This window comes from Pseudomonas sp. Q12-87 (assembly GCF_001269755.1).
GTDB lineage: Bacteria > Pseudomonadota > Gammaproteobacteria > Pseudomonadales > Pseudomonadaceae > Aquipseudomonas > Aquipseudomonas fluorescens_S.
The window spans coordinates 253763-272715 of the sequence record NZ_LHVI01000010.1; the positions used below are offsets into that span (position 1 = coordinate 253763).

Consider the following 18953-nt stretch of genomic DNA (forward strand, 5'->3'; position numbering starts at 1 on the left):
TGCGATCCGGGCTCGTGGTCTAGTAACGGGCCCGGTTACTGTTGATTGATTATTGGGCGCCCTTCATGGGCAGAGGCGGCTTTGAAATGGCTTTGATCGTACAGAAATTTGGAGGCACCTCGGTCGGCACTGTCGAGAGAATCGAGCAGGTCGCCGACAAGGTTAAGAAATTCCGTGAAGCGGGCGATGACCTGGTGGTTGTGCTGTCGGCAATGAGCGGCGAGACCAACCGTCTGATCGATCTGGCCAAGCAAATCAGTGGCGACCAGCAACCGGTACCTCGTGAACTGGACGTGATCGTTTCCACTGGTGAGCAGGTGACCATTGCCTTGCTGGCCATGGCGCTGATCAAGCGTGGCGTGCCGGCGGTGTCCTACACCGGCAATCAGGTTCGTATCCTGACGGACAGCGCGCACAACAAAGCGCGTATCCTGCAGATCGACGACCAGAAAATCCGCGGCGACCTGAAGGCTGGGCGTGTCGTCGTCGTCGCCGGCTTCCAGGGCGTGGACGAGCAGGGCAACATCACCACCCTCGGCCGTGGTGGCTCCGACACGACAGGCGTAGCGCTGGCGGCGGCTCTCAAGGCTGACGAATGCCAGATCTACACCGATGTGGATGGCGTCTACACCACCGACCCACGGGTAGTGCCTGTGGCTCAGCGACTGGACAAGATCACGTTCGAAGAGATGCTGGAAATGGCCAGCCTCGGCTCGAAGGTGCTGCAGATCCGGGCGGTCGAATTCGCTGGCAAGTACAACGTTCCGCTGCGCGTTCTGCACAGCTTCAAAGAGGGTCCGGGCACCCTCATTACTATCGATGAAGAGGAATCCATGGAACAGCCGATCATCTCCGGCATCGCTTTCAACCGCGATGAAGCCAAGCTGACCATCCGTGGCGTGCCAGACACCCCCGGCGTGGCGTTCAAGATTCTCGGCCCGATCAGCGCCGCGAACATCGAAGTCGACATGATCGTGCAGAACGTCGCGCACGATAACACCACTGACTTCACCTTCACCGTGCACCGCAACGATTACCCGGCCGCCGAAGCTGTGCTGAAAAAAACCGCTGGTGAAATCGGTGCCCGGGAAGTGGTGGGTGATACCAAGATCGCCAAGGTCTCGATCGTCGGTGTCGGCATGCGTTCTCACGCAGGCGTGGCCAGCCGCATGTTCGAATCCCTGGCCAAGGAAAGCATCAACATCCAGATGATCTCTACCTCGGAAATCAAGGTTTCCGTAGTGATCGAAGAGAAGTACCTGGAACTGGCTGTGCGCGCCCTGCACACGGCTTTCGAGCTCGACGCTGCTGCCCGACAGGGCGAGTAAGCGTTGCCTTGAGGGCGCGGCTTGACCGCGCCCTTTGTTTTTTTGAATGGCGCGTCCCCAAGACTGTTCTTTTGCCCGCGCTGGTCAATACTGAGGCTTGTAGGCTTCGACCGTTCCGGTTGTAGGTCCAATGCCTTCTTTTTGCAGACTGTTGTCCCTGAAGTGAATTGCGTGAGGAGAAAGGTATGCTGATTCTGACTCGTCGGTGCGCGGAAAGCCTGATTATTGGCGATGGCGAAATCACCGTGACCGTGCTCGGCGTTAAAGGAAACCAGGTGCGTATCGGCGTCAATGCTCCGAAAGAGGTTGCCGTGCACCGGGAGGAAATTTACCTGCGTATCAAGAAAGAGAAGGACGACGAACCAAGCCATTAATTTTTATCGATTTTTATGTTTGCAAACGGGGAGGAAGGTGGTTAATATACGCCCCGTGTTGCGGAGAGCTGGCCGAGTGGCCGAAGGCGCTCCCCTGCTAAGGGAGTACACCTCAAAAGGGTGTCGGGGGTTCGAATCCCCCGTTCTCCGCCATTATTCGTTTAGTGCGTCAGAACCTGGCTTGTTCAGTAAGTGTTTGAAATTACTGGAAAAAGCGCTTTACAAAAGGATTTGACGACCTATAATGCGCGGCAACAAATGCACTCGTAGCTCAGCTGGATAGAGTACTCGGCTACGAACCGAGCGGTCACAGGTTCGAATCCTGTCGAGTGCACCATTTAAGAGTTGTTTGCAGCAATGCAAATAACTTGGCTTCAACCAGTTGTGATCTGGTATAAAACCACAACTTGCACTCGTAGCTCAGCTGGATAGAGTACTCGGCTACGAACCGAGCGGTCACAGGTTCGAATCCTGTCGAGTGCACCAAACACCAAAAAGCCCGCGTTTAACGCGGGCTTTTTGCTGTCTACGATTTGCCTTTCACGCATCCCCTCTCATCGAACACGACCTCTGCACTGCGACCCTTCTTCGCCTTGTAGGTATACCGTGTGCTCGAATTCCTGATCTTGATCGCGTCCGGCTTGCCCAGCGCGCTTTCCACGTCGTACTGGCTCATGCCGATAAGGATCCGCCGATCCATGATGGCTTCGCGGCGCTGGCTGGCGTTGATGAGATTCCCGCAGCGGTCTTCGAACTGGCCGACCACTGTCGGTTCCTTGCGCTTGGTTTTGTTGCCGGATGTTTGCGGAAACTCGGCTTCGGGCAGCATCGGCTCAGTCATTGGTTCGATTGTGCCCACGTTGAAAGGATGGATTTCCTGAAGCGATAACGCGTCTCCCGGGCTACAGCTCAGCGTGGTGAAGGTGACATGCCCTGTGTGGTCTTCGCAGCGATGCACGGTTTGTCCGGCAGCCCACAAGGGCAGGCAGGGCAGGGCAGCGAGCAAAAACAGGTGGCGCCTGACAAGCATTCGAACGTCCTCCTTGACGATGAAAAAGAGAAGGTTAGTCGCTGCCGTTCTATCCGGGTGTGTGTTTTCTTTTCAGGATAAGTCATCGCAAAACCCAGGTTCAGCCTGCGTTCAGGTATGTCTCGCAAGCGCTTGTTCTTGCCATGATTTTTTAACGTTTTAAAGCGTCAAGCGGTGTATGATTGCGCCCGTCAGCCCCGCCGGGGCTTTGGAATATCTCCATGGACTTACCCAGTAGTTACTCAATATTCAGTTTTACCAATCATGAATTAACTGATTGATCCTTCCGGCGTGCTCCACTGCTGGGAGTGGAGTTCGCCTATGACCCAAGTAGAAGTAAAAAAAACGCAGGAAAGCCTTCAGGATCGTCTCGCTCAAGTCGTTGAGTTGCTGCAGCGCCAGCGGGTCGTTGAAGACCTGACGCATCGCCAGGAAGGTCCGCATCATGACCGGGTGGAAAACCTGGTCCACCGGCAGAATCTCGTCGAGCTGCAGCGCAAGCTCGATGACCTGCACTCTGCCGACGTCGCCTATATCCTTGAAGCGTTGCCCCTGGAAGAGCGTCTGACGGTCTGGCAGTTGGTCAAGGCTGATCGCGACGGTGACATCCTGCTCGAAGTGTCCGACTCGGTTCGTGAAACCCTGATCGCTGACATGGATGATCATGAGTTGCTGGCGGCGGCCAAGGAAATGGACGCCGACGAACTCGCCGACCTCGCGCCCGAACTGCCCCGGGACGTTGTCCACGAACTGATGGAAACCCTCGACGGCCAGCAACGTGAGCGTGTGCGCTCGGCGTTGTCCTACGACGAGGAGCAGGTCGGTGCGCTGATGGACTTCGAGATGGTGACGATCCGCGAGGACGTCAGCCTTGAAGTGGTATTGCGTTACCTGCGTCGTCTCAAGGAACTGCCGGGGCACACTGACAAACTTTTTGTGGTCGATTACGACGGCGTGCTGAAGGGCGTACTGCCTATCAAGCGTTTGCTCGTCAACGATCCGGAAAAGCAGGTGGCCGAAGTCATGGCCAGCGATCCGGTGAGGTTCCACCCGGACGAAGATGCGTATGACGCAGCTCAGGCGTTCGAGCGTTATGACTTGATTTCCGCTCCGGTGGTCGACAAGAACGGCAAGCTGATCGGCCGTCTGACCATCGATGAAATGGTCGACTTGATTCGTGAGGAAAGCGAAAGCGAAGTCCTCAACATGGCCGGTTTGCGCGAAGAGGAAGACATCTTCGCCTCGGTCTGGAAATCCCTGCGTAACCGCTGGGCCTGGTTGGCAATCAACCTGATCACGGCTTTTGTTGCCTCCCGGGTCATCGGCTTGTTCGAAGGCTCCATCGAGAAGCTGGTGGCGCTCGCGGCACTGATGCCTATCGTTGCGGGTATTGGCGGCAACTCCGGCAACCAGACCATCACCATGATTGTCCGTGCCATGGCGCTGGATCAGGTGAGTACCGGCAATACGTCGCGATTGATGCGCAAGGAACTTGCCGTCGCCTTGATCAACGGTGTGATCTGGGGTGGGGTGATCGGCGTGGTGGCTTATCTGCTTTATGGCAGTTGGTCGCTGGGCGTGGTCATGACTGCCGCGATGACGCTCAATTTGTTGCTGGCGGCGTTGATGGGGGTCTTGATTCCCATGACCCTGGCCCGCATGGGGCGTGACCCTGCCATGGGGGCCAGCGTAATGATCACCGCCGTGACCGACAGTGGGGGGTTCTTTATTTTCCTGGGGCTGGCGACTATTTTCCTGCTCTGAATCGTTCCCATGAAAAAGCCCGCCCTGTTTGGCGGGCTTTTTCATGGGCGCTGGAAAGGCGGATCAGGGCCAAATCCCAGGCAAAAAAAAGCCAGCACGAGGCTGGCTTTAATAAAAGGTTGCGATCAGGACGCGTCTGCGGCCATTTCTGCGTCGTGCGCGATCAGCGAAACGAGAGCGTTCTGCTGGCGATGAGAAAGTTGTCGGAAACGTTGAAGCAGCTCACGCTCATGCAATGACAGCTCCGGGCTGTCCAGGCGCATGCTCAACTCTTCACCCAACGCGCCTTCCTGGATAAGGCTTTGCTCAAGGCGCGCGATGATTTCGGAGTTCATGCTGCGGTGATGATTGCGAGCCACCTCGGCAATGCGTTCCCGCATTCCGTCTGGCAGACGTACGACGAACTTGTCAGCCGTACGGCTGGAATAAATTGCCTGTTTCAATGGGCGCATATATTTAACCGGTTAGTTCAGGGGAGCGGTTCTCGGGATTGGCCGCGGGATGTCGAATAGGACAAGCCCAGCGGCCAAATGTTCAACCTGAATTGTTAAGAGGCCCGCATCATGCCTCAAAATTGCCAGATCATTGGCGCCAATTCTGTGACAAATTCTGATCCGGGTAAAGGCGTTATGCCAGTACCCTTCATCAAAAAATGCGGACTGGTTGGAAAAATCCACAGGTTTGCATGCTGTGACCGTCGCATCGTGTCGTTGTGCCATACCGTCTGGCGGATAACCGCAATGAAGCAAAGGCGCCTATCGTCCTTGTCTTGTAAAGGATAGTGGCAAATGGCCGATTTACTAGCATTAGTACGCCAAGGACAGATGAGTGGTGGATGCAAGCTTCATGGGCGGCACCATTTGCCTACACTTAAAAAGCCATGCACGACATGACAAACGCAGGGTAGGCCGTTAACATGCACGCCGTCCCGTACACCGCGTTTCTCGCGGTCGACTTGTGTCTCAGTAGCTCAATTGGATAGAGCATCCCCCTCCTAAGGGGAAGGTTGGCAGTTCGAACCTGCCCTGGGACACCATTATATTCAGTGGGTTAGCGTATTCGTTGCAACCGCTCCCGCACGATCCCCTTAACGGAACACCATTCCCTGCCGATAACCTGTCGAGCCCCGTTTTCTCCAGCGTTTCGACGCGCAGGAACAGCTCGCAATGTGCGCCGCAACACAGCCACACCAAGCGATTCGGAAAACTCCTCGATCATGGTTGGCTGATGGCTATCATCTGCGTTCTATACCGGGCTGCGACATGATGTTTCGTTGTTTGCCATTGGGTGCATCTTCTTATTTGCCTGGACATCCTCGATGCTGGCGTACCACCAAAAAAGTTTTCTGATCGTCGATGATTTCTCGGATTTCCGCAGCTCGATCCGCTCCATGCTGCGTGAGCTGGGCGTCAAGGACGTGGACACCGCCGACACCGGTGAGGTGGCGCTGCGCATGTGCTCGCAGAAACGCTATGACTTCATCTTGCAGGATTATCACCTGGGCGATGGGCGTAAGAATGGCCAGCAAGTGCTTGAAGACCTGATGGTCGAGAAGCTGATCAGCCATGAAAGTGTCTTCCTCATGGTCACCGCCGAGACCAGCCAGGCGATGGTGCTCAGTGCCTTGGAGCATGAACCCGATGCGTACCTGACCAAGCCGTTCAACCGCTCTGGCCTTGCCCAGCGGCTGGAGCGGCTGGAGCAGCGCAAAACCCTGCTCAAGCCGATCCTGCAAGCCCTCGATCGTGGCAAGCCGATGGAGGTGCTGAACGCCTGCATCGCCCTGTGCAAGCAGGACCCGCGCTACGGGCCGTTGTGCCTGCGTTATCGGGCCGATGCGTTGCGCGACCTGAATCAGAACGAAGCCCTTGAGCGACTGTACAACTCGATCATCGCGGATCGCCCGTTGCCGTGGGCCTATGCGGGGCTGGGAAAGTTGATGTTCAAACGTGGCCAGGTGGGGCAAGCCAAGGCCGTTTATGAGAAGGCATTAAAAGTATTCCCAATGATGCCAGCGTTGTATGACGGCATGGCCGATGTGCTGGTGGCCGAAGGCGACACGAAACAGGCGCAGAGCGTGCTGGAAGAGGCGGTGCGCCTGTCGCCGCTGGCGGTGCGCCGACAGTCGCTGCTGGGCAAGCTGGCAATGACCAACGAAGACTACGACACCGCGTCCAAGGCTTATCGCCAGGCGGTCGGGCAGGGCGCACAATCGCGCTTCAAGGACCCGGAAAGCAACCTGGGCCTGGCCCATGCGCTGATCAGCAAGGGCAGTGCGAAAGGCCTGGATACCCGCACCCGGTTGGAAATCAACACTACCCTCAGTGCGGTGGCGAAAGAAAATCTCAACGATCCGGGGTTGCAGATCCGGGCGCGGCTGATGAAAGCCACGAGTTTGCTGCTCAATGACGCCGAAACCGCCGAAAAGCTCACCGAACAGGCCATGCAGCGCCTCGACGGCATGGAGCAGTTCATGAGCGCTGAAGCCGCGTTGCTGGTGGCCAAGCAGTTGCAGATGCTCGGCCAGGCCAGTGCCGGCGAGTCCATGCTCAAGAACTGCGCAGAAATCTACGGCGACGATCCGACCGTGATGCAAGGCATCGCCAAGCTCACCGATGACCCGAATATTCTCAACCAGGGCAATGCCGCCGCCGAGCTGAACCGCGAAGGCGTGCGTGTCTACAAGACCGGCGACTTGCCGCAGGCGCGAGAACTGTTCCGCCGGGCCCTGAAGATGCAACCGAAGAACATCAGTATTGCCCTGAATATGGCGCAGTCTCTGTTACACGGTACCGATACCCGTGTGGAATCGGAGCTGCTGACGGAGTGCCGCGCCTGTCTGAAACTGGTGGGCATGATGCCCGACACCGATGCGCGTTTTGCGCGTTATCAGAAACTGCGAAGCAAGGCATTTGGCGATGAATGACAGCGAACAGGCCCTCGATTTTTCCACGGTGATCGCGTCTACCGTGCACGACATGAAGAACTCCCTGACCTTGCTCATGCAGACCCATGGGCAGTGGCTGGAGCGTTTGCCGGCGCCTGAGCGCCAGTCCTCGGAGCAGGGCGTCATCGAGTTCGAGTTCGCCCATCTCAATAGCTTGCTGGTGCAACTGCTGGGGCTGTACAAGCTCGGTGTCAACCAGTTGCCGCTGCATCCGGCCTACCATGAGCTGGACGACTTTATCGAGGCGCAGCTGGCCGGGCATCAGGACGTGTTTCGCAGCCGTGGAATCATGGCCACTTACGAAGTCGATCCGCTTAGCCCACTGGGCTTTTTCGACCGCGAGCTGATCGCCTCGGTGCTCGACAACAGCATCAACAACGCCATTCGCCACGCGCGCCAGGCCTTGTTGATCAGTGTGAGCGATGAGGCCGGGCAGTTGGTGCTGACCATCAACGACGATGGCGAAGGCTACCCGGCCGAGATGATCGAGCGTCAGGCCGAATATGTGCAGGGCATCAACCATAGCAGCGGTAGCACCGGACTTGGCTTGTACTTCGCTGCGCGGATCGCCGGGCTGCATCAGCGCGGCGGTGTGTGCGGGCGGACGGAAATTGCCAATGGCGGTGTGTTGGGTGGAGGCGTGTTCCGGCTTTACCTGCCCTGAGCACGGTCGTATTGCGTAGGATTTTAATTGCCTCCGGGTGCTTGATATTCCGAACAGCCGAAGCCTATTTTGTACGGGTTGCCGTTCGCGGCTCGCACATAACAAGGATTGCGTCATGACGACCGATGGCCAGCGTTCACTCGCGCAGCGACTGACGGGCATTGATGAGATTGAGTGTGTCACGCCGGATTTGAACGGCGTGCCGCGAGGCAAGGTAATGACCGCGGAGGGTTTCCTCGAGGGCCGGCGATTGCAGCTGGCGCGGGGTGTGCTGCTGCAATGCATCATGGGCGGTTATCCACCGTCGCGTTTCTACGGCAGCGATGACGGTGACCTGGCGCTGGTGGCGGACCCGAAGCAGATCCACCGCCTGCCCTGGAGCCAGCAGCCACGCGCCCTGGCGATTTGCGATGCGGACGAGCTGACCGGTGAAAGCTCGGCCCTTTCGACGCGCGGCCAGCTCAAGGCGGTTGTCGCTCGCTACGCCGCAATGGGCCTGGCGCCGGTCGTCGCCACTGAGCTTGAGTTCTTCGTGTTCGCTCCCAATCCTGACCCGACCCAACCGTTCCAGCCGCCCCTGGGCCTGGACGGGCGGCGCGAGGACGGCCATTCGGCGTTCAGCATCAGTTCCAACAATGGCCTGCGCCCGTTTTTCAATGAAGTCTACGAATGCATGGCGGCGCTGGGCTTGCCGCGTGACACGTTCATGCATGAAATGGGCGTGAGCCAGTTCGAGATCAACCTGCTTCACGGCGACCCTTTGTTGCTGGCCGACCAGACCTTCCTGTTCAAGCACCTGCTCAAGGAAGTGGCGCTCAAGCACGGCCTGACGGTGGTCTGCATGGCCAAGCCACTGGCCCATACCCCGGGCAGTTCGATGCACATCCACCAGAGCGTTGTCGAATCGGTGAGCGGCCGCAATGTGTTCAGCGACGAGGCGGGCGAGCCGACGGCGGCCTTCCGGCATTTCATCGGTGGGCAACAGGCCTGTCTCGCGGATTTCACTGCGTTGTTCGCGCCGAACGTGAATTCCTACCAGCGCCTGTGCCATCCGTTTGCATCGCCGAATAACGCCTGTTGGTCTTATGACAATCGTTCGGCCGGCTTGCGAATCCCCGCGAGTTCGCCAGTGGCCCGTCGGGTCGAGAACCGCTTGCCCGGGGCTGATGCCAACCCCTACCTGGCGATTGCCGCCAGCCTGGCCGCCGGGCTCTACGGCATCGAGCATCACTTGGAGCCGAGCGCCGCGATCCAGGGCGAATTCCAAGTGCCGGATAATCTTTCCCTGCCATGTACCTTACATGCTGCCCTTGAGCGTCTGAAGCGTAGTCAACTGGCGAAGGAACTGTTCGGTGCGGAGTTCATCGAAGGCTACATCGCTTCAAAAACCCTGGAACTGACCAGTTTCTTTGATGAAATCACTCCCTGGGAGCGGCGTGTTCTAGCGGCCCAGGCATAACGAACCGTCGCATTCGGGCTATCTTTCAAGATAGCCCTTACTCAACTCAAGGAGCCGCTCGGAACGTCGATGCGCCAAATCTGGAAACCTTTTCGAGCGCTTTATTTCGCCTCGCTGATGATGTTGATCGGCTCGGGCCTCCTGAGTACTTACCTGGCCTTGCGCCTGGCCGCCGACCATGTGGACAGCCTCTGGGTCGGTGCGCTGATGGCGGCCAACTATTTCGGCCTGGTACTGGGCGGCAAGATCGGCCACCGGCTGATTGCCCGCGTCGGACATATCCGTGCCTATTCGGCCTGCGCCGGGATCGTCGGTGCCGCGGTGCTGGGCCACGGTCTGGTGGACTGGCTGCCGGCGTGGATCGTGCTGCGGATGATTGTCGGCCTCGGCATGATGTGCCAATACATGGTCATCGAGAGCTGGCTCAACGAACAGGCCGACGCCAAGCAGCGCGGCGCGGTATTCAGCGGCTACATGATCGCCTCGTACTTGGGGCTGGTGCTGGGGCAGCTGATTCTGGTCATGCATCCGGCCCTGGGCCTGGAGCTGTTGATGCTGGTGGCGCTGTGTTTCGCCCTGTGCCTGGTCCCGGTGACGCTGACGCGGCGGATTCACCCGGCGCCGTTGCATCCGGCGCCGATGGAGCCGCGCTTTTTTATCAAGCGTGTGCCGCAGTCGTTGAGTACGGTGTTGGGCGCGGGGCTGATCGTCGGTTCGTTCTATGGCCTGGCACCGCTGTACGCGTCTCAGCAGGGGCTATCGACCGAGCAGGTGGGTCTGTTCATGGGTAGCTGCATTTTTGCCGGCTTGCTGGTGCAGTGGCCGCTGGGCTGGCTGTCCGACCGTTACGACCGGGCACTGCTGATCCGTTGCTTTGCGCTGTGCCTGGCAGTCTGTGCCTTGCCGCTGGCGATCCTGCCGCAGGTGCCCTTGGAGGTGCTGTTCGTCGCCGGGTTCTTCTGTTCGCTGGTCCAGTTCTGCCTGTATCCGCTGGCAGTGGCTTTTTCCAACGACCACGTAGAAGGTGATCGGCGGGTGTCGCTGACGGCAATGCTGCTGGTGACTTATGGCGTTGGCGCCAGCATTGGGCCGTTGGCCGCAGGGGTGCTGATGAAACTGTTCGGCAGTCAGATGCTGTATGGTTTTTTTGCCTTCTTCGCGCTGGTGCTGGTATGGCGGATCCGGCCGAAAGCGGTGACCAATCTGCACCAGGTCGACGATGCACCGCTGCATCACGTCGCCATGCCAGACAACATGACCAGTTCACCTTTGGTGGCGTGTCTCGATCCACGGGTTGACGAACAGGTCGTGCAGGAGCAGATGCAGGCCTCGCCCAGCCCGGACGTCGAGCCGGAGCCGGAGCTGGAACCGGTCACCGAGGGGGCTGCGGACGAGCCGCCACCCTCCGATTTCACTCAGGCCAGGCCTTAAGCGGGCATAAAAAAACGGGCAATCCCTTCGCGAGGATTGCCCGTTTTTTCATGTGCTCGGAAATCAGAGGTCGTCTTTATCGAAACGACGGGCTTCACGCTGGAGCTGGTAGACAAAACGCTCGACCTGTCGTTGCACCAGGCCGCTGATGTTGTGGAAGCGAACGCCGGCGAAGGTGGTGTTGAATCGCTCTTCAAAATGCAGGTAACGCAGCTCGACCGGCGCGGTCATGTTGCCAAAGGGCAGGGCGGCGATGAAACGCTCGTAGACCTGGCCCAATTGCAGGCGTTCGGTAATGTCGCCGTCAAAGCGCAGCTTGCAACCGGTGGCGGAAATATCCAGCAGCTTACCGTTTACCGCCGACTTGAGCTTATCGCCACCGAGCTCGACGTTCACCAGTTGCGCCAGCTTCAGGGCAGCGCGGAAGGCGTTGCGACGCTGGTGGTAAACCACTTCGTCGGGCAGGGCGCCGCGGTAGCAGCGACCGTCGCTGGATTCCTTGATGGTGAACGGGCCGTTGCCGTCCCACGCGATGCGCACGCCGTCATGGAAACCCTCGACCCGAAACGGCTCGCCCGCCTGCAGGAAGCGCTCGCCATCCCTGGGGATCATTTCATCCAGGGCGATGGTGTTGTTGTCGCGATCGATATCCACCAGGTAGCTTTGGAAGCGCTGGGTGCGTTCATGGAAGGTAATGATCAGCGGGTCGTGGCTATCTTGAAGCATCCGCAGGTTGCCGGCGATTTCCAGGGGCGTCGAGAGGACCTTGGGGGGCTGCGGAGCATCATCCGCGCTTGAGTCGTTGAACACGGTGGGTCAATCTCCAGGCAAAATACGACTACGAATAGCCAGCATTTTGCCAGCATGTATCGCGCGTTGATAGTGCGCAGCCATGGTTCGTTTCATGCCTGGCTGAGGGGGCGTTGCTTGACCATGTTGGCGGTCGAGCCGCGAGCATCATACAGCGTAGGAACTTCGCCGCCATTGAGGATGCGCAACTGATTGGCGGTGGCGGCCTGCTGCATCTGGATCGACTGGCCGTTGCGCACGTTGGTGGCCTGGCACTGGGCGAGCAGGTCATTGAGCACTGCGCTCTGGGACAGCAACTGATCGCCAATCGACGACTGGCTCGCCAACTGTTCGAGGCCGTCGTGGTTGGCGGGCAGTTTAAGGCTGGCGAGAATCTCGCTGCGCTTGCGGCCATGCTGGTCGAGCAAGATGATCAGTGCCTGTTTTTGCGCCAGGATGTTTTCCAGCAGCGGCATGTCGCGACCGTGCAGGGCCAGGGATTCGGCCCGCAATAATTCCAGCAGTTGTTGCGCTGGAACAAAGTCATCGGTGATCAATTGCAATAAAGTCGAGTCGTGCATGGCTGGCCTTGGGTCTTAAGCGTCCAAAAGCCTGGCGCAGGCGGCAGCCTAGCGCTGGGCTTCGAAGTTGAGCAGTTTGCTGGCTACGCGGTTGCTGTCGACTTTATAGCTGCCATCGGCGATGGCTGCTTTCAACTCGGCCACGCGGGCGTTGTCGACGATAGGTTGATCGCGCAGCTTGTCAGTGACCTTCTGCAACTGCTGAGCCTCATTGCTGAGGTGTACGGACTCTCCGTTGCTGACCTGTTCGGCTGGCGTAGGCAGCGGCGCAGATTTGTCGGCTTCTTTGCTCGCGTTGGTACGCGTAGTGCCTGTCAACGGTGAAGAGCTGTTCAAACGGTTGAAATCGATGACCATGGTAAAAAACCTCTGGGTATTTGGACGCTTGCCATGTTTTCGGCCATTCCCAAAAAAACTTTAGGCTCATTTATTCAATGAACGTGCGCACGTCTGCGCTTGCCTTTGCGTAAGGCACAGTCTAGGGAACGTCGGGTCCAAGCGCCAGCTTTCTACCGTCTCTACCGGGGCTCTACCGGGTCACTACATCGCCACCTCCACCTGGCCGGGGGCTATTACCTGCGCCTTGATAACCCGTTGGGAATTGAGGTTTTTCACACGAATCTGCTCACGCATGCCACCGTTGGACAGGGCCTCGCCCGGCATCCGCACGGCCAGGGTACCGCTGCGGGCTGTAATCACGACCTGATCGCCCTTGCGGACCACCTCGGCCTGCTCCAGATGCACGAGCGTCACGATCTGATCGGCGACCATTGGTCGGACAAGTTTCTGTCCGATGGCCTGATCCACCGACGTCAGGAATCCCTGGGTGATCTGGCTGATGTCCCGTTCACGCAGCGTTACATCCTGAGGCTCGACGATCCCGGCCCGCTTGAGCGGACGAGTGGTGGTCACGATTTCCCGGAACAGGCGCACTTGAGCGGGCACGAACACCGTCCAGGGCGCGGCGCTGTCGCAACGAACCTTCACCGTGACGCGGCCCAGGGGCCTGGCAGGGCTCTCCAGGGACGCAGTCAATTCCTTGTCGCACATCGGCATGCGCAGGCGCGGATCGAGCTGGTTGACTTCGATTTCGTAACGACCTTCGGTTTGACTGGTTGCCAGATAGTCTTCTACGGTGAATTCAAGAAAGCCCTGAGTGACGCCGATAAGGAGATCAGGCAAGGTGACCGGAGCATCGGCACGGGCAAAGCCGCCCGATGCGAGCAGACTGGCAGCCAGCAGTGCACCGAGCCAGTGGCGGCAGCGAGTGGTCAGGCGTCGAGAAAATGTCGTTTGTGCGTTCATGCCGGTTGAATAGCAAGCCCCGTGCCGTTTAGTGATGAATGCGCGTCGGACACATTAGCGTTACGTAGGAGTCAGGGCATGGCGGGAGTAATGGATTCGGTAAACCAGCGCACACAGCTGGTCGGTCAGAATCGCCTGGAGTTGTTGCTGTTCCGTCTCGACGGCCAGCAAATCTATGGGATCAACGTATTCAAGGTCCGGGAGGTGCTGCAATGCCCCAAGCTGACCCTGATGCCAAAGTCCAGTCCCGTCGTGTGCGGTGTGGCGAACATACGCGGAGCGACCATCCCGATTCTCGATCTGGCCATGGCGACCGGTTCCGGTCGTCTGCTGGACCAGAGCAATCCGTTTGTGATCATCACCGAGTACAACACCAAGACCCAGGGATTCCTGGTGCGCTCGGTGGAGCGCATCGTCAACATGAACTGGGAAGAAATCCATCCACCGCCCAAGGGCACCGGCCGCGATCACTACCTCACGGCAGTGACCCGGGTCGACAACCAGTTGGTGGAAATCATCGACGTGGAGAAGATCCTCGCCGAAGTGGCACCTACCCCGGAAACGATTTCCGTGGGTGTGGTGGATGCCGAAACCCAGCACAAGGCGGTTTCGCTGCGCGTACTGACCGTCGATGATTCTTCGGTGGCACGCAAGCAAGTGACCCGTTGCCTGCAAACGGTCGGCGTCGAAGTGGTGGCGTTGAATGACGGGCGTCAGGCGCTGGATTACCTGCAAAAGCTGGTCGCAGAGGGCAAGAAGCCCGAAGAAGAATTCTTGATGATGATCTCCGACATCGAGATGCCAGAGATGGACGGGTACACCCTGACATCGGAAATCCGCAGCGATCCGCGTATGCAAAAGTTGCATATCATCTTGCATACTTCATTGTCCGGGGTATTCAACCAGGCAATGGTCAAGAAAGTCGGCGCTGACGACTTCTTGGCGAAATTTCGGCCCGATGACCTGGCTTCGCGGGTCGTCGAGCGGATCAAGGCAGCAGAATAAAGGTCGGGCGCGTTGTGCGTCCGGCAAGTCAACACAATGAAAGAGGCGGTATCTTGTCTACGGGTAATTTGGATTTCGAACAGTTCCGGGTCTTCCTGGAAAAAGCCTGTGGCATCTTGCTTGGTGAAAACAAGCAATACCTGGTGTCGAGCCGTCTCAACAAGTTGATGGAACAACAGGGCCTCAAATCCTTGGGCGAACTGGTGCAGCGTATCCAGACGCAGCCGCGCAGCGGCTTGCGCGAGATGGTGGTGGATGCGATGACCACCAACGAAACCCTGTGGTTTCGCGACACCTACCCGTTCGAGGTGTTGAAGAACAAGGTGCTGCCGGCGGCCATCAAGGCCAGCCCGGGCCAACGCCTGCGGATCTGGTCGGCGGCCTGTTCGTCAGGGCAGGAACCCTATTCGCTGTCGATGTCCATTGATGAGTTCGAGCGGACCAACCTGGGCCAGCTGAAAGGTGGTGTACAAATCGTCGCCACCGACCTGTCCGGAACCATGCTCAACAACTGCAAGACCGGCGAGTACGACAGCCTGGCCATAGGCCGTGGCCTGTCGCCCGATCGCCTGCAACGTTACTTCGACCCGAAAGGGCCGGGTAAGTGGGTGGTCAAGGCGCCGATCAAGAGCCGGGTGGAGTTCCGCTCGTTCAACCTGCTGGACAGCTACGCCAGCCTGGGCAAGTTCGACATCGTGTTCTGCCGCAACGTCCTGATCTACTTCTCCGCCGAAGTGAAGAAGGACATCCTGTTGCGTATCCACAGCACGCTCAAGCCGGGCGGCTACCTGTTCCTTGGCGCTTCCGAAGCGTTGAATGGCTTGCCGGACCACTATCAAATGGTCCAGTGCAGTCCGGGGATTATTTACCAGGCGAAGTGATTGGCTTGGGTTGTCAAAAAAAAAAGCGGGAGTCCCAAAAGGCTCCCGTTTTTTTATGCGCGTTAGCCCGCGCCACCGTCCCCTGTGGGAGCGAGCTTGCTCGCGAATGCGGTGGCACATCCAAAACCGATGTAAATGACAGACCGCCATCGCGAGCAAGCTCGGTCCTACAATGGAGTGGAATTTGCTCCATGAAAGCGGCAGAAAAGCGGCAGGCAGCGGAAGCCAGTTGCCGCTTTTCTGGCATTGCCGCTTTGCCGATGCCCGCAAAGCCCCGGTTTACGGGCTTTTTGAAAATGGCACGACGCTTGCTTTATCGACTGCACGTACATTCTGGTCACCCAAAGGTTTCCGACATGAGCATCAGCTTCGATAAAGCGCTCGGTATCCACGAACAGGCCCTGAGCTTCCGCGCCCAGCGTGCCGAAGTCCTGGCCAACAACATCGCCAACGCCGACACCCCGAACTACAAGGCGCGGGACCTGGATTTCTCCAAAGTGCTCGCCGAGCAGAACGAGAAGACCAAGAACGGCACCTTCGCCCTGAACATGACCAATAGCCGTCATATCGAGGCCGAAGGCCTGGGCAACGGCGATGGATCGCTGATGTATCGCACGCCGATGCAGCCTTCGATCGACCAGAACACCGTGGATGCTCAACTGGAACAGTCCAACTACGCGGAAAACTCCGTGAACTTCCAGGCCAGCTTCACCCTGCTCAACAGCAAATTCAAAGGGCTGGTATCGGCCCTGCGTGGAGAATAAGCCATGTCGATAGCGAGCGTATTCAACATCGCCGGCAGTGCCATGAGTGCCCAGACCACTCGCCTGAACACCGTCGCCAGTAACATCGCCAACGCCGAGACCGTTTCCTCGAGCATCGACCAGACCTACCGCGCCCGCCATCCAGTGTTCGCCACCATGTTCCAGGGCGGCCAGTCCGGTGGCAGCGATTCGCTGTTCCAGCAGCAAGACGCGGCCGGTCAGGGCGTACAGGTGCTTGGCGTGGTCGAAGACCAGAGCAACCTCGAGGCGCGCTACGAGCCCAACCATCCGGCGGCGGACGCCAAGGGCTACGTCTACTACCCGAACGTCAACGTCGTCGAAGAAATGGCCGACATGATTTCCGCCAGTCGTTCGTTCCAGACCAACGCCGAAATGATGAACACCGCCAAAACCATGATGCAGAAGGTCCTGACCCTCGGTCAGTGATAAGGGGCGAGTCACATGAGCGTTACCAATACCACTGGCGGTTTGAGCCTCAACGAGATCCTTGCCAACTCTTCGGTCAAGACCAACACCACCACCGATGGCCTGGCCTCGGCAGCGGGCGCGGCGACCGGCAAGAAAGAGCTGGGCAAGGATGCGTTCCTGCAATTGCTGGTCACCCAGCTGAAAAACCAGAACCCGCTGGAGCCTCAGGACAACGGTGAATTCGTTGCCCAGTTGGCACAGTTCAGCAGCTTGGAAGGCATCACCACCCTCAACACCACCGTGAGCGGTATCGCCGGCAACTACAACTCGTCCCAGGCATTGCAGGCCTCGTCACTGGTAGGGCGCTCAGTCATCGCCCCGGGCGACAAGGCCGTGGTCGATACCTCCAAGAGCCTCAACGGCACGGTGGTGGTTCCGGCTTCGGTAGCCTCCGTCGCGGTCAAGATCGTCGATAAAGACGGCAAGACCGTCCGCACCATCGATTTGGGCACCCAGAAAGCCGGCAACTCCGCTTTCATCTGGGACGGCAAGAACGACGCGGGCACGGTTGTCGAGTCGGGTACATACACATTCGCGGCCTCGACCACCATCGACGGCAAGGCCACGTCGCTGATCACCAACCTGCCGGCAACGGTCAGCAGCGTGACGATCAGCCAGACGGGCGGTGAGCTGATGCTCAACCTGGCCGGGCTGGGCAGCATCGCCCTGTCCAAAGTACAAACTATTGGTATATAGAGCCGACTAACCGGCACAAGGAGTCAACATGTCTTTTAACATCGGCCTTAGCGGTCTCTATGCCGCCAACAAACAGCTGGACGTGACCGGTAACAACATCGCCAACGTGGCGACCACCGGCTTCAAATCGTCTCGCGCGGAATTCGAAGACGTCTACTCGGCCACCAAGCTGGGCTCGGGCAGCAAGACCGTCGGCAACGGCGTGCGCTTGGCCAACGTTTCCCAGCAGTTCGGCCAGGGTGATGTGAACAACACCGGCAACGTGCTGGACATGGGTATCCAAGGCCAGGGCTTCTTTGTCCTGGAAAACAACGGCTCCTTGAGCTACACCCGTGCCGGTACTTTCAAGACCGATAAAGACGGCTACGTCACGAACAGTGATGGTACATCGCGTTTGCAAGGCTATGGCGTGGATGCCAATGGCAAGATCCAGAACGGGATCCTGACCGATCTGCGCATCGACACCTCGAACCTGCCGCCGAGTGCTACCAGCCTGATTTCGTCGACGATCAATCTGAACTCGACGGCGTTGCCGATCACCGCTGCGTTCAATCCGACCGATACGGCCACGTTCACCAAGCAATTCACCACGCCGGTCTACGACACCCAGGGTAACCAGCATTCCATGGACCAGTACATGGTCAAGACTGCTGGTAATACCTGGAATGTGTATACGCTGATCGATGGTCGTAACCTGAATGGTAGTTTGCCGACTACGACTGGGGCGAATGCGCCGGTCCCTTCGACCATGACCTTTGATTCAAGCGGTAAGCTGGTTCAGGTCAGCACCCCGAATCCGCCGGGTGCGCCGCTCACTGACAGCGACCTGAAGCTCACTGGCTGGATTCCCGGCACCGTAACCAACGGCGTATGGACCGCCAACGGCGCCGCGAGTGCACCAACCATCACAATCTCCATGGGCAACACCACCCAATTCAACGCGGACACCGCGCGGTCGATTCCCGCCCAGAACGGTTACGCCACCGGCCAGATCACCAACCTGACCATCGATGGCAGCGGTGTCTTGCTGGCCAACTTCAGCAACAACCAGACCAAGCCGATCGGTCAGATCGCACTCGCCAGCTTCACCAACGAACAAGGCCTGCAACCTGTCGGCGGCACCAGTTGGAAGGAAACCTTCGCGTCGGGCATCCCAGGCTATGATGCCCCGGAAACCGGCACCCTGGGTTCGATCGTCTCCAACTCCCTGGAAGAGTCCAACGTCAACCTGACCAACGAACTGGTCGAGCTGATCAAGGCCCAGAGCAACTACCAGGCGAACGCCAAGACCATCTCCACCCAGAGCACCATCATGCAGACCATTATTCAGATGACCTGATAGCGGGCTGTTTCAAAAAACCGACGTCTTGGGCGTCGGTTTTTTTATGGGTGAACTTTGAACGGTTGACCGTTTGTCGGGGGGCTGGTGCGGAATTTGCACTTCAG

General features: G+C 58.4%; 19 protein-coding genes and 4 tRNA genes. 17 read left to right on the forward strand and 6 right to left on the reverse strand.

Annotated features, from left to right (window positions below; genetic code table 11):
• The first annotated feature begins 86 nt into the window (after positions 1-86).
• The 5 genes from AD663_RS05995 to AD663_RS06015 all read left to right on the forward strand — a co-directional run bounded on the left by AD663_RS05995 (position 87) and on the right by AD663_RS06015 (position 2188).
• Positions 87-1328 carry an aspartate kinase gene (locus AD663_RS05995; protein ID WP_003178870.1) on the forward strand — a complete coding sequence of 414 codons (1242 nt, stop codon included), beginning with the start codon at positions 87-89 and terminating at the stop codon, positions 1326-1328.
• A 185-nt stretch (positions 1329-1513) separates the two neighbouring features.
• Positions 1514-1702: a carbon storage regulator CsrA gene (csrA, locus tag AD663_RS06000; protein WP_003178872.1), complete on the forward strand. Its 189-nt coding sequence runs from the start codon at positions 1514-1516 to the stop codon at positions 1700-1702.
• Positions 1703-1764: 62 nt separating this feature from the next.
• A tRNA-Ser gene (locus AD663_RS06005) sits at positions 1765-1855 on the forward strand.
• 107 nt (positions 1856-1962) lie between these two features.
• Positions 1963-2039, forward strand: a tRNA-Arg gene (locus tag AD663_RS06010).
• A gap of 72 nt (positions 2040-2111) precedes the next feature.
• Positions 2112-2188 (forward strand) — tRNA-Arg (locus tag AD663_RS06015).
• Between the two features lie 40 nt (positions 2189-2228).
• On the opposite strand, the gene AD663_RS06020 is transcribed toward AD663_RS06015, so the two are convergent.
• Positions 2229-2732, reverse strand: a complete 504-nt coding sequence (locus tag AD663_RS06020) for a hypothetical protein (RefSeq protein ID WP_003178874.1) — start codon at positions 2730-2732, stop codon at positions 2229-2231.
• Positions 2733-3053: 321 nt separating this feature from the next.
• On the opposite strand from AD663_RS06020, the gene mgtE reads away from it, so the two are divergent.
• Complete coding sequence (gene mgtE, locus AD663_RS06025) at positions 3054-4496, forward strand: magnesium transporter (protein WP_003178875.1); 1443 nt, start codon at positions 3054-3056, stop codon at positions 4494-4496.
• A gap of 125 nt (positions 4497-4621) precedes the next feature.
• Here mgtE and AD663_RS06030 read toward each other — a convergent pair whose 3' ends face one another.
• The gene (locus AD663_RS06030; RefSeq protein ID WP_003178899.1) at positions 4622-4948 is read right to left on the reverse strand and encodes an Arc family DNA-binding protein; all 327 of its coding nucleotides are present in this window, start codon (positions 4946-4948) and stop codon (positions 4622-4624) included.
• 507 nt (positions 4949-5455) lie between these two features.
• Here AD663_RS06030 and AD663_RS06035 point away from each other — a divergent pair.
• The 5 genes from AD663_RS06035 to AD663_RS06055 all read left to right on the forward strand — a co-directional run bounded on the left by AD663_RS06035 (position 5456) and on the right by AD663_RS06055 (position 10997).
• Positions 5456-5532: transfer RNA gene (locus tag AD663_RS06035), tRNA-Arg, on the forward strand.
• Positions 5533-5814: 282 nt separating this feature from the next.
• On the forward strand, positions 5815-7422 hold the full coding sequence (locus AD663_RS06040; protein ID WP_003178901.1) for a tetratricopeptide repeat-containing response regulator: 1608 nt from the start codon (positions 5815-5817) through the stop codon (positions 7420-7422).
• Positions 7415-8107 (forward strand): sensor histidine kinase KdpD, encoded by a 693-nt coding sequence (locus AD663_RS06045; RefSeq protein ID WP_003178904.1) that lies wholly within the window; start codon positions 7415-7417, stop codon positions 8105-8107. Before AD663_RS06040 ends, AD663_RS06045 begins: the two co-directional genes overlap by 8 nt.
• Before the next feature lie 217 nt (positions 8108-8324).
• A complete protein-coding gene (locus tag AD663_RS06050) occupies positions 8325-9566 on the forward strand; it encodes a glutamine synthetase family protein (protein WP_172680587.1) in 1242 nt (413 codons plus the stop codon).
• Positions 9567-9635: 69 nt separating this feature from the next.
• Positions 9636-10997: an MFS transporter gene (locus tag AD663_RS06055; RefSeq protein ID WP_003178908.1), complete on the forward strand. Its 1362-nt coding sequence runs from the start codon at positions 9636-9638 to the stop codon at positions 10995-10997.
• A gap of 63 nt (positions 10998-11060) precedes the next feature.
• Here AD663_RS06055 and AD663_RS06060 read toward each other — a convergent pair whose 3' ends face one another.
• The 4 genes from AD663_RS06060 to flgA all read right to left on the reverse strand — a co-directional run bounded on the left by AD663_RS06060 (position 11061) and on the right by flgA (position 13672).
• Complete coding sequence (locus tag AD663_RS06060) at positions 11061-11807, reverse strand: flagellar brake protein (RefSeq protein WP_003178910.1); 747 nt, start codon at positions 11805-11807, stop codon at positions 11061-11063.
• Between the two features lie 92 nt (positions 11808-11899).
• Entirely contained in the window at positions 11900-12367 is a 468-nt protein-coding gene (locus AD663_RS06065; protein ID WP_003178911.1) for a flagella synthesis protein FlgN, read from the reverse strand.
• A 48-nt stretch (positions 12368-12415) separates the two neighbouring features.
• Positions 12416-12724, reverse strand: coding sequence for a flagellar biosynthesis anti-sigma factor FlgM (flgM, locus tag AD663_RS06070; protein ID WP_053213433.1), 309 nt, complete (start codon positions 12722-12724; stop codon positions 12416-12418).
• Between the two features lie 183 nt (positions 12725-12907).
• Complete coding sequence (gene flgA / locus AD663_RS06075; protein WP_003178915.1) at positions 12908-13672, reverse strand: flagellar basal body P-ring formation chaperone FlgA; 765 nt, start codon at positions 13670-13672, stop codon at positions 12908-12910.
• Between the two features lie 78 nt (positions 13673-13750).
• On the opposite strand from flgA, the gene AD663_RS06080 reads away from it, so the two are divergent.
• The 6 genes from AD663_RS06080 to flgE all read left to right on the forward strand — a co-directional run bounded on the left by AD663_RS06080 (position 13751) and on the right by flgE (position 18846).
• Complete coding sequence (locus AD663_RS06080; protein ID WP_003178917.1) at positions 13751-14677, forward strand: chemotaxis protein CheV; 927 nt, start codon at positions 13751-13753, stop codon at positions 14675-14677.
• A gap of 53 nt (positions 14678-14730) precedes the next feature.
• The gene (cheR, locus tag AD663_RS06085) at positions 14731-15558 is read left to right on the forward strand and encodes a protein-glutamate O-methyltransferase CheR (protein WP_003178919.1); all 828 of its coding nucleotides are present in this window, start codon (positions 14731-14733) and stop codon (positions 15556-15558) included.
• 356 nt (positions 15559-15914) lie between these two features.
• Complete coding sequence (gene flgB / locus AD663_RS06090) at positions 15915-16322, forward strand: flagellar basal body rod protein FlgB (RefSeq protein WP_003178921.1); 408 nt, start codon at positions 15915-15917, stop codon at positions 16320-16322.
• A gap of 3 nt (positions 16323-16325) precedes the next feature.
• Positions 16326-16769, forward strand: a complete 444-nt coding sequence (gene flgC, locus AD663_RS06095) for a flagellar basal body rod protein FlgC (protein WP_003178923.1) — start codon at positions 16326-16328, stop codon at positions 16767-16769.
• A 15-nt stretch (positions 16770-16784) separates the two neighbouring features.
• Positions 16785-17507: a flagellar hook assembly protein FlgD gene (flgD, locus tag AD663_RS06100; RefSeq protein WP_003178924.1), complete on the forward strand. Its 723-nt coding sequence runs from the start codon at positions 16785-16787 to the stop codon at positions 17505-17507.
• A gap of 28 nt (positions 17508-17535) precedes the next feature.
• Complete coding sequence (gene flgE, locus AD663_RS06105; protein ID WP_003178926.1) at positions 17536-18846, forward strand: flagellar hook protein FlgE; 1311 nt, start codon at positions 17536-17538, stop codon at positions 18844-18846.
• The last annotated feature ends 107 nt before the right edge of the window (positions 18847-18953 follow it).

What these genes read in the sequence shown, in the direction of transcription:
- csrA (WP_003178872.1), top strand. Translation starts at nt 1,514, where the DNA reads ATGCTGATTCTGACTCGTCGGTGCGCGGAAAGCCTGATTATTGGCGAT.
- AD663_RS06050 (WP_172680587.1), top strand. Translation starts at nt 8,325, where the DNA reads ATGACCGCGGAGGGTTTCCTCGAGGGCCGGCGATTGCAGCTGGCGCGG.
- mgtE (WP_003178875.1), top strand. Translation starts at nt 3,054, where the DNA reads ATGACCCAAGTAGAAGTAAAAAAAACGCAGGAAAGCCTTCAGGATCGT.
- flgE (WP_003178926.1), top strand. Translation starts at nt 17,536, where the DNA reads ATGTCTTTTAACATCGGCCTTAGCGGTCTCTATGCCGCCAACAAACAG.
- AD663_RS06045 (WP_003178904.1), top strand. Translation starts at nt 7,415, where the DNA reads ATGAATGACAGCGAACAGGCCCTCGATTTTTCCACGGTGATCGCGTCT.
- AD663_RS06055 (WP_003178908.1), top strand. Translation starts at nt 9,636, where the DNA reads ATGCGCCAAATCTGGAAACCTTTTCGAGCGCTTTATTTCGCCTCGCTG.
- AD663_RS06040 (WP_003178901.1), top strand. Translation starts at nt 5,815, where the DNA reads ATGCTGGCGTACCACCAAAAAAGTTTTCTGATCGTCGATGATTTCTCG.
- flgC (WP_003178923.1), top strand. Translation starts at nt 16,326, where the DNA reads ATGTCGATAGCGAGCGTATTCAACATCGCCGGCAGTGCCATGAGTGCC.
- AD663_RS06080 (WP_003178917.1), top strand. Translation starts at nt 13,751, where the DNA reads ATGGCGGGAGTAATGGATTCGGTAAACCAGCGCACACAGCTGGTCGGT.
- flgB (WP_003178921.1), top strand. Translation starts at nt 15,915, where the DNA reads ATGAGCATCAGCTTCGATAAAGCGCTCGGTATCCACGAACAGGCCCTG.
- flgA (WP_003178915.1), bottom strand. Translation starts at nt 13,672, where the DNA reads ATGAACGCACAAACGACATTTTCTCGACGCCTGACCACTCGCTGCCGC.
- AD663_RS06065 (WP_003178911.1), bottom strand. Translation starts at nt 12,367, where the DNA reads ATGCACGACTCGACTTTATTGCAATTGATCACCGATGACTTTGTTCCA.
- flgM (WP_053213433.1), bottom strand. Translation starts at nt 12,724, where the DNA reads ATGGTCATCGATTTCAACCGTTTGAACAGCTCTTCACCGTTGACAGGC.
- AD663_RS06020 (WP_003178874.1), bottom strand. Translation starts at nt 2,732, where the DNA reads ATGCTTGTCAGGCGCCACCTGTTTTTGCTCGCTGCCCTGCCCTGCCTG.
- AD663_RS06030 (WP_003178899.1), bottom strand. Translation starts at nt 4,948, where the DNA reads ATGCGCCCATTGAAACAGGCAATTTATTCCAGCCGTACGGCTGACAAG.
- AD663_RS05995 (WP_003178870.1), top strand. Translation starts at nt 87, where the DNA reads ATGGCTTTGATCGTACAGAAATTTGGAGGCACCTCGGTCGGCACTGTC.
- flgD (WP_003178924.1), top strand. Translation starts at nt 16,785, where the DNA reads ATGAGCGTTACCAATACCACTGGCGGTTTGAGCCTCAACGAGATCCTT.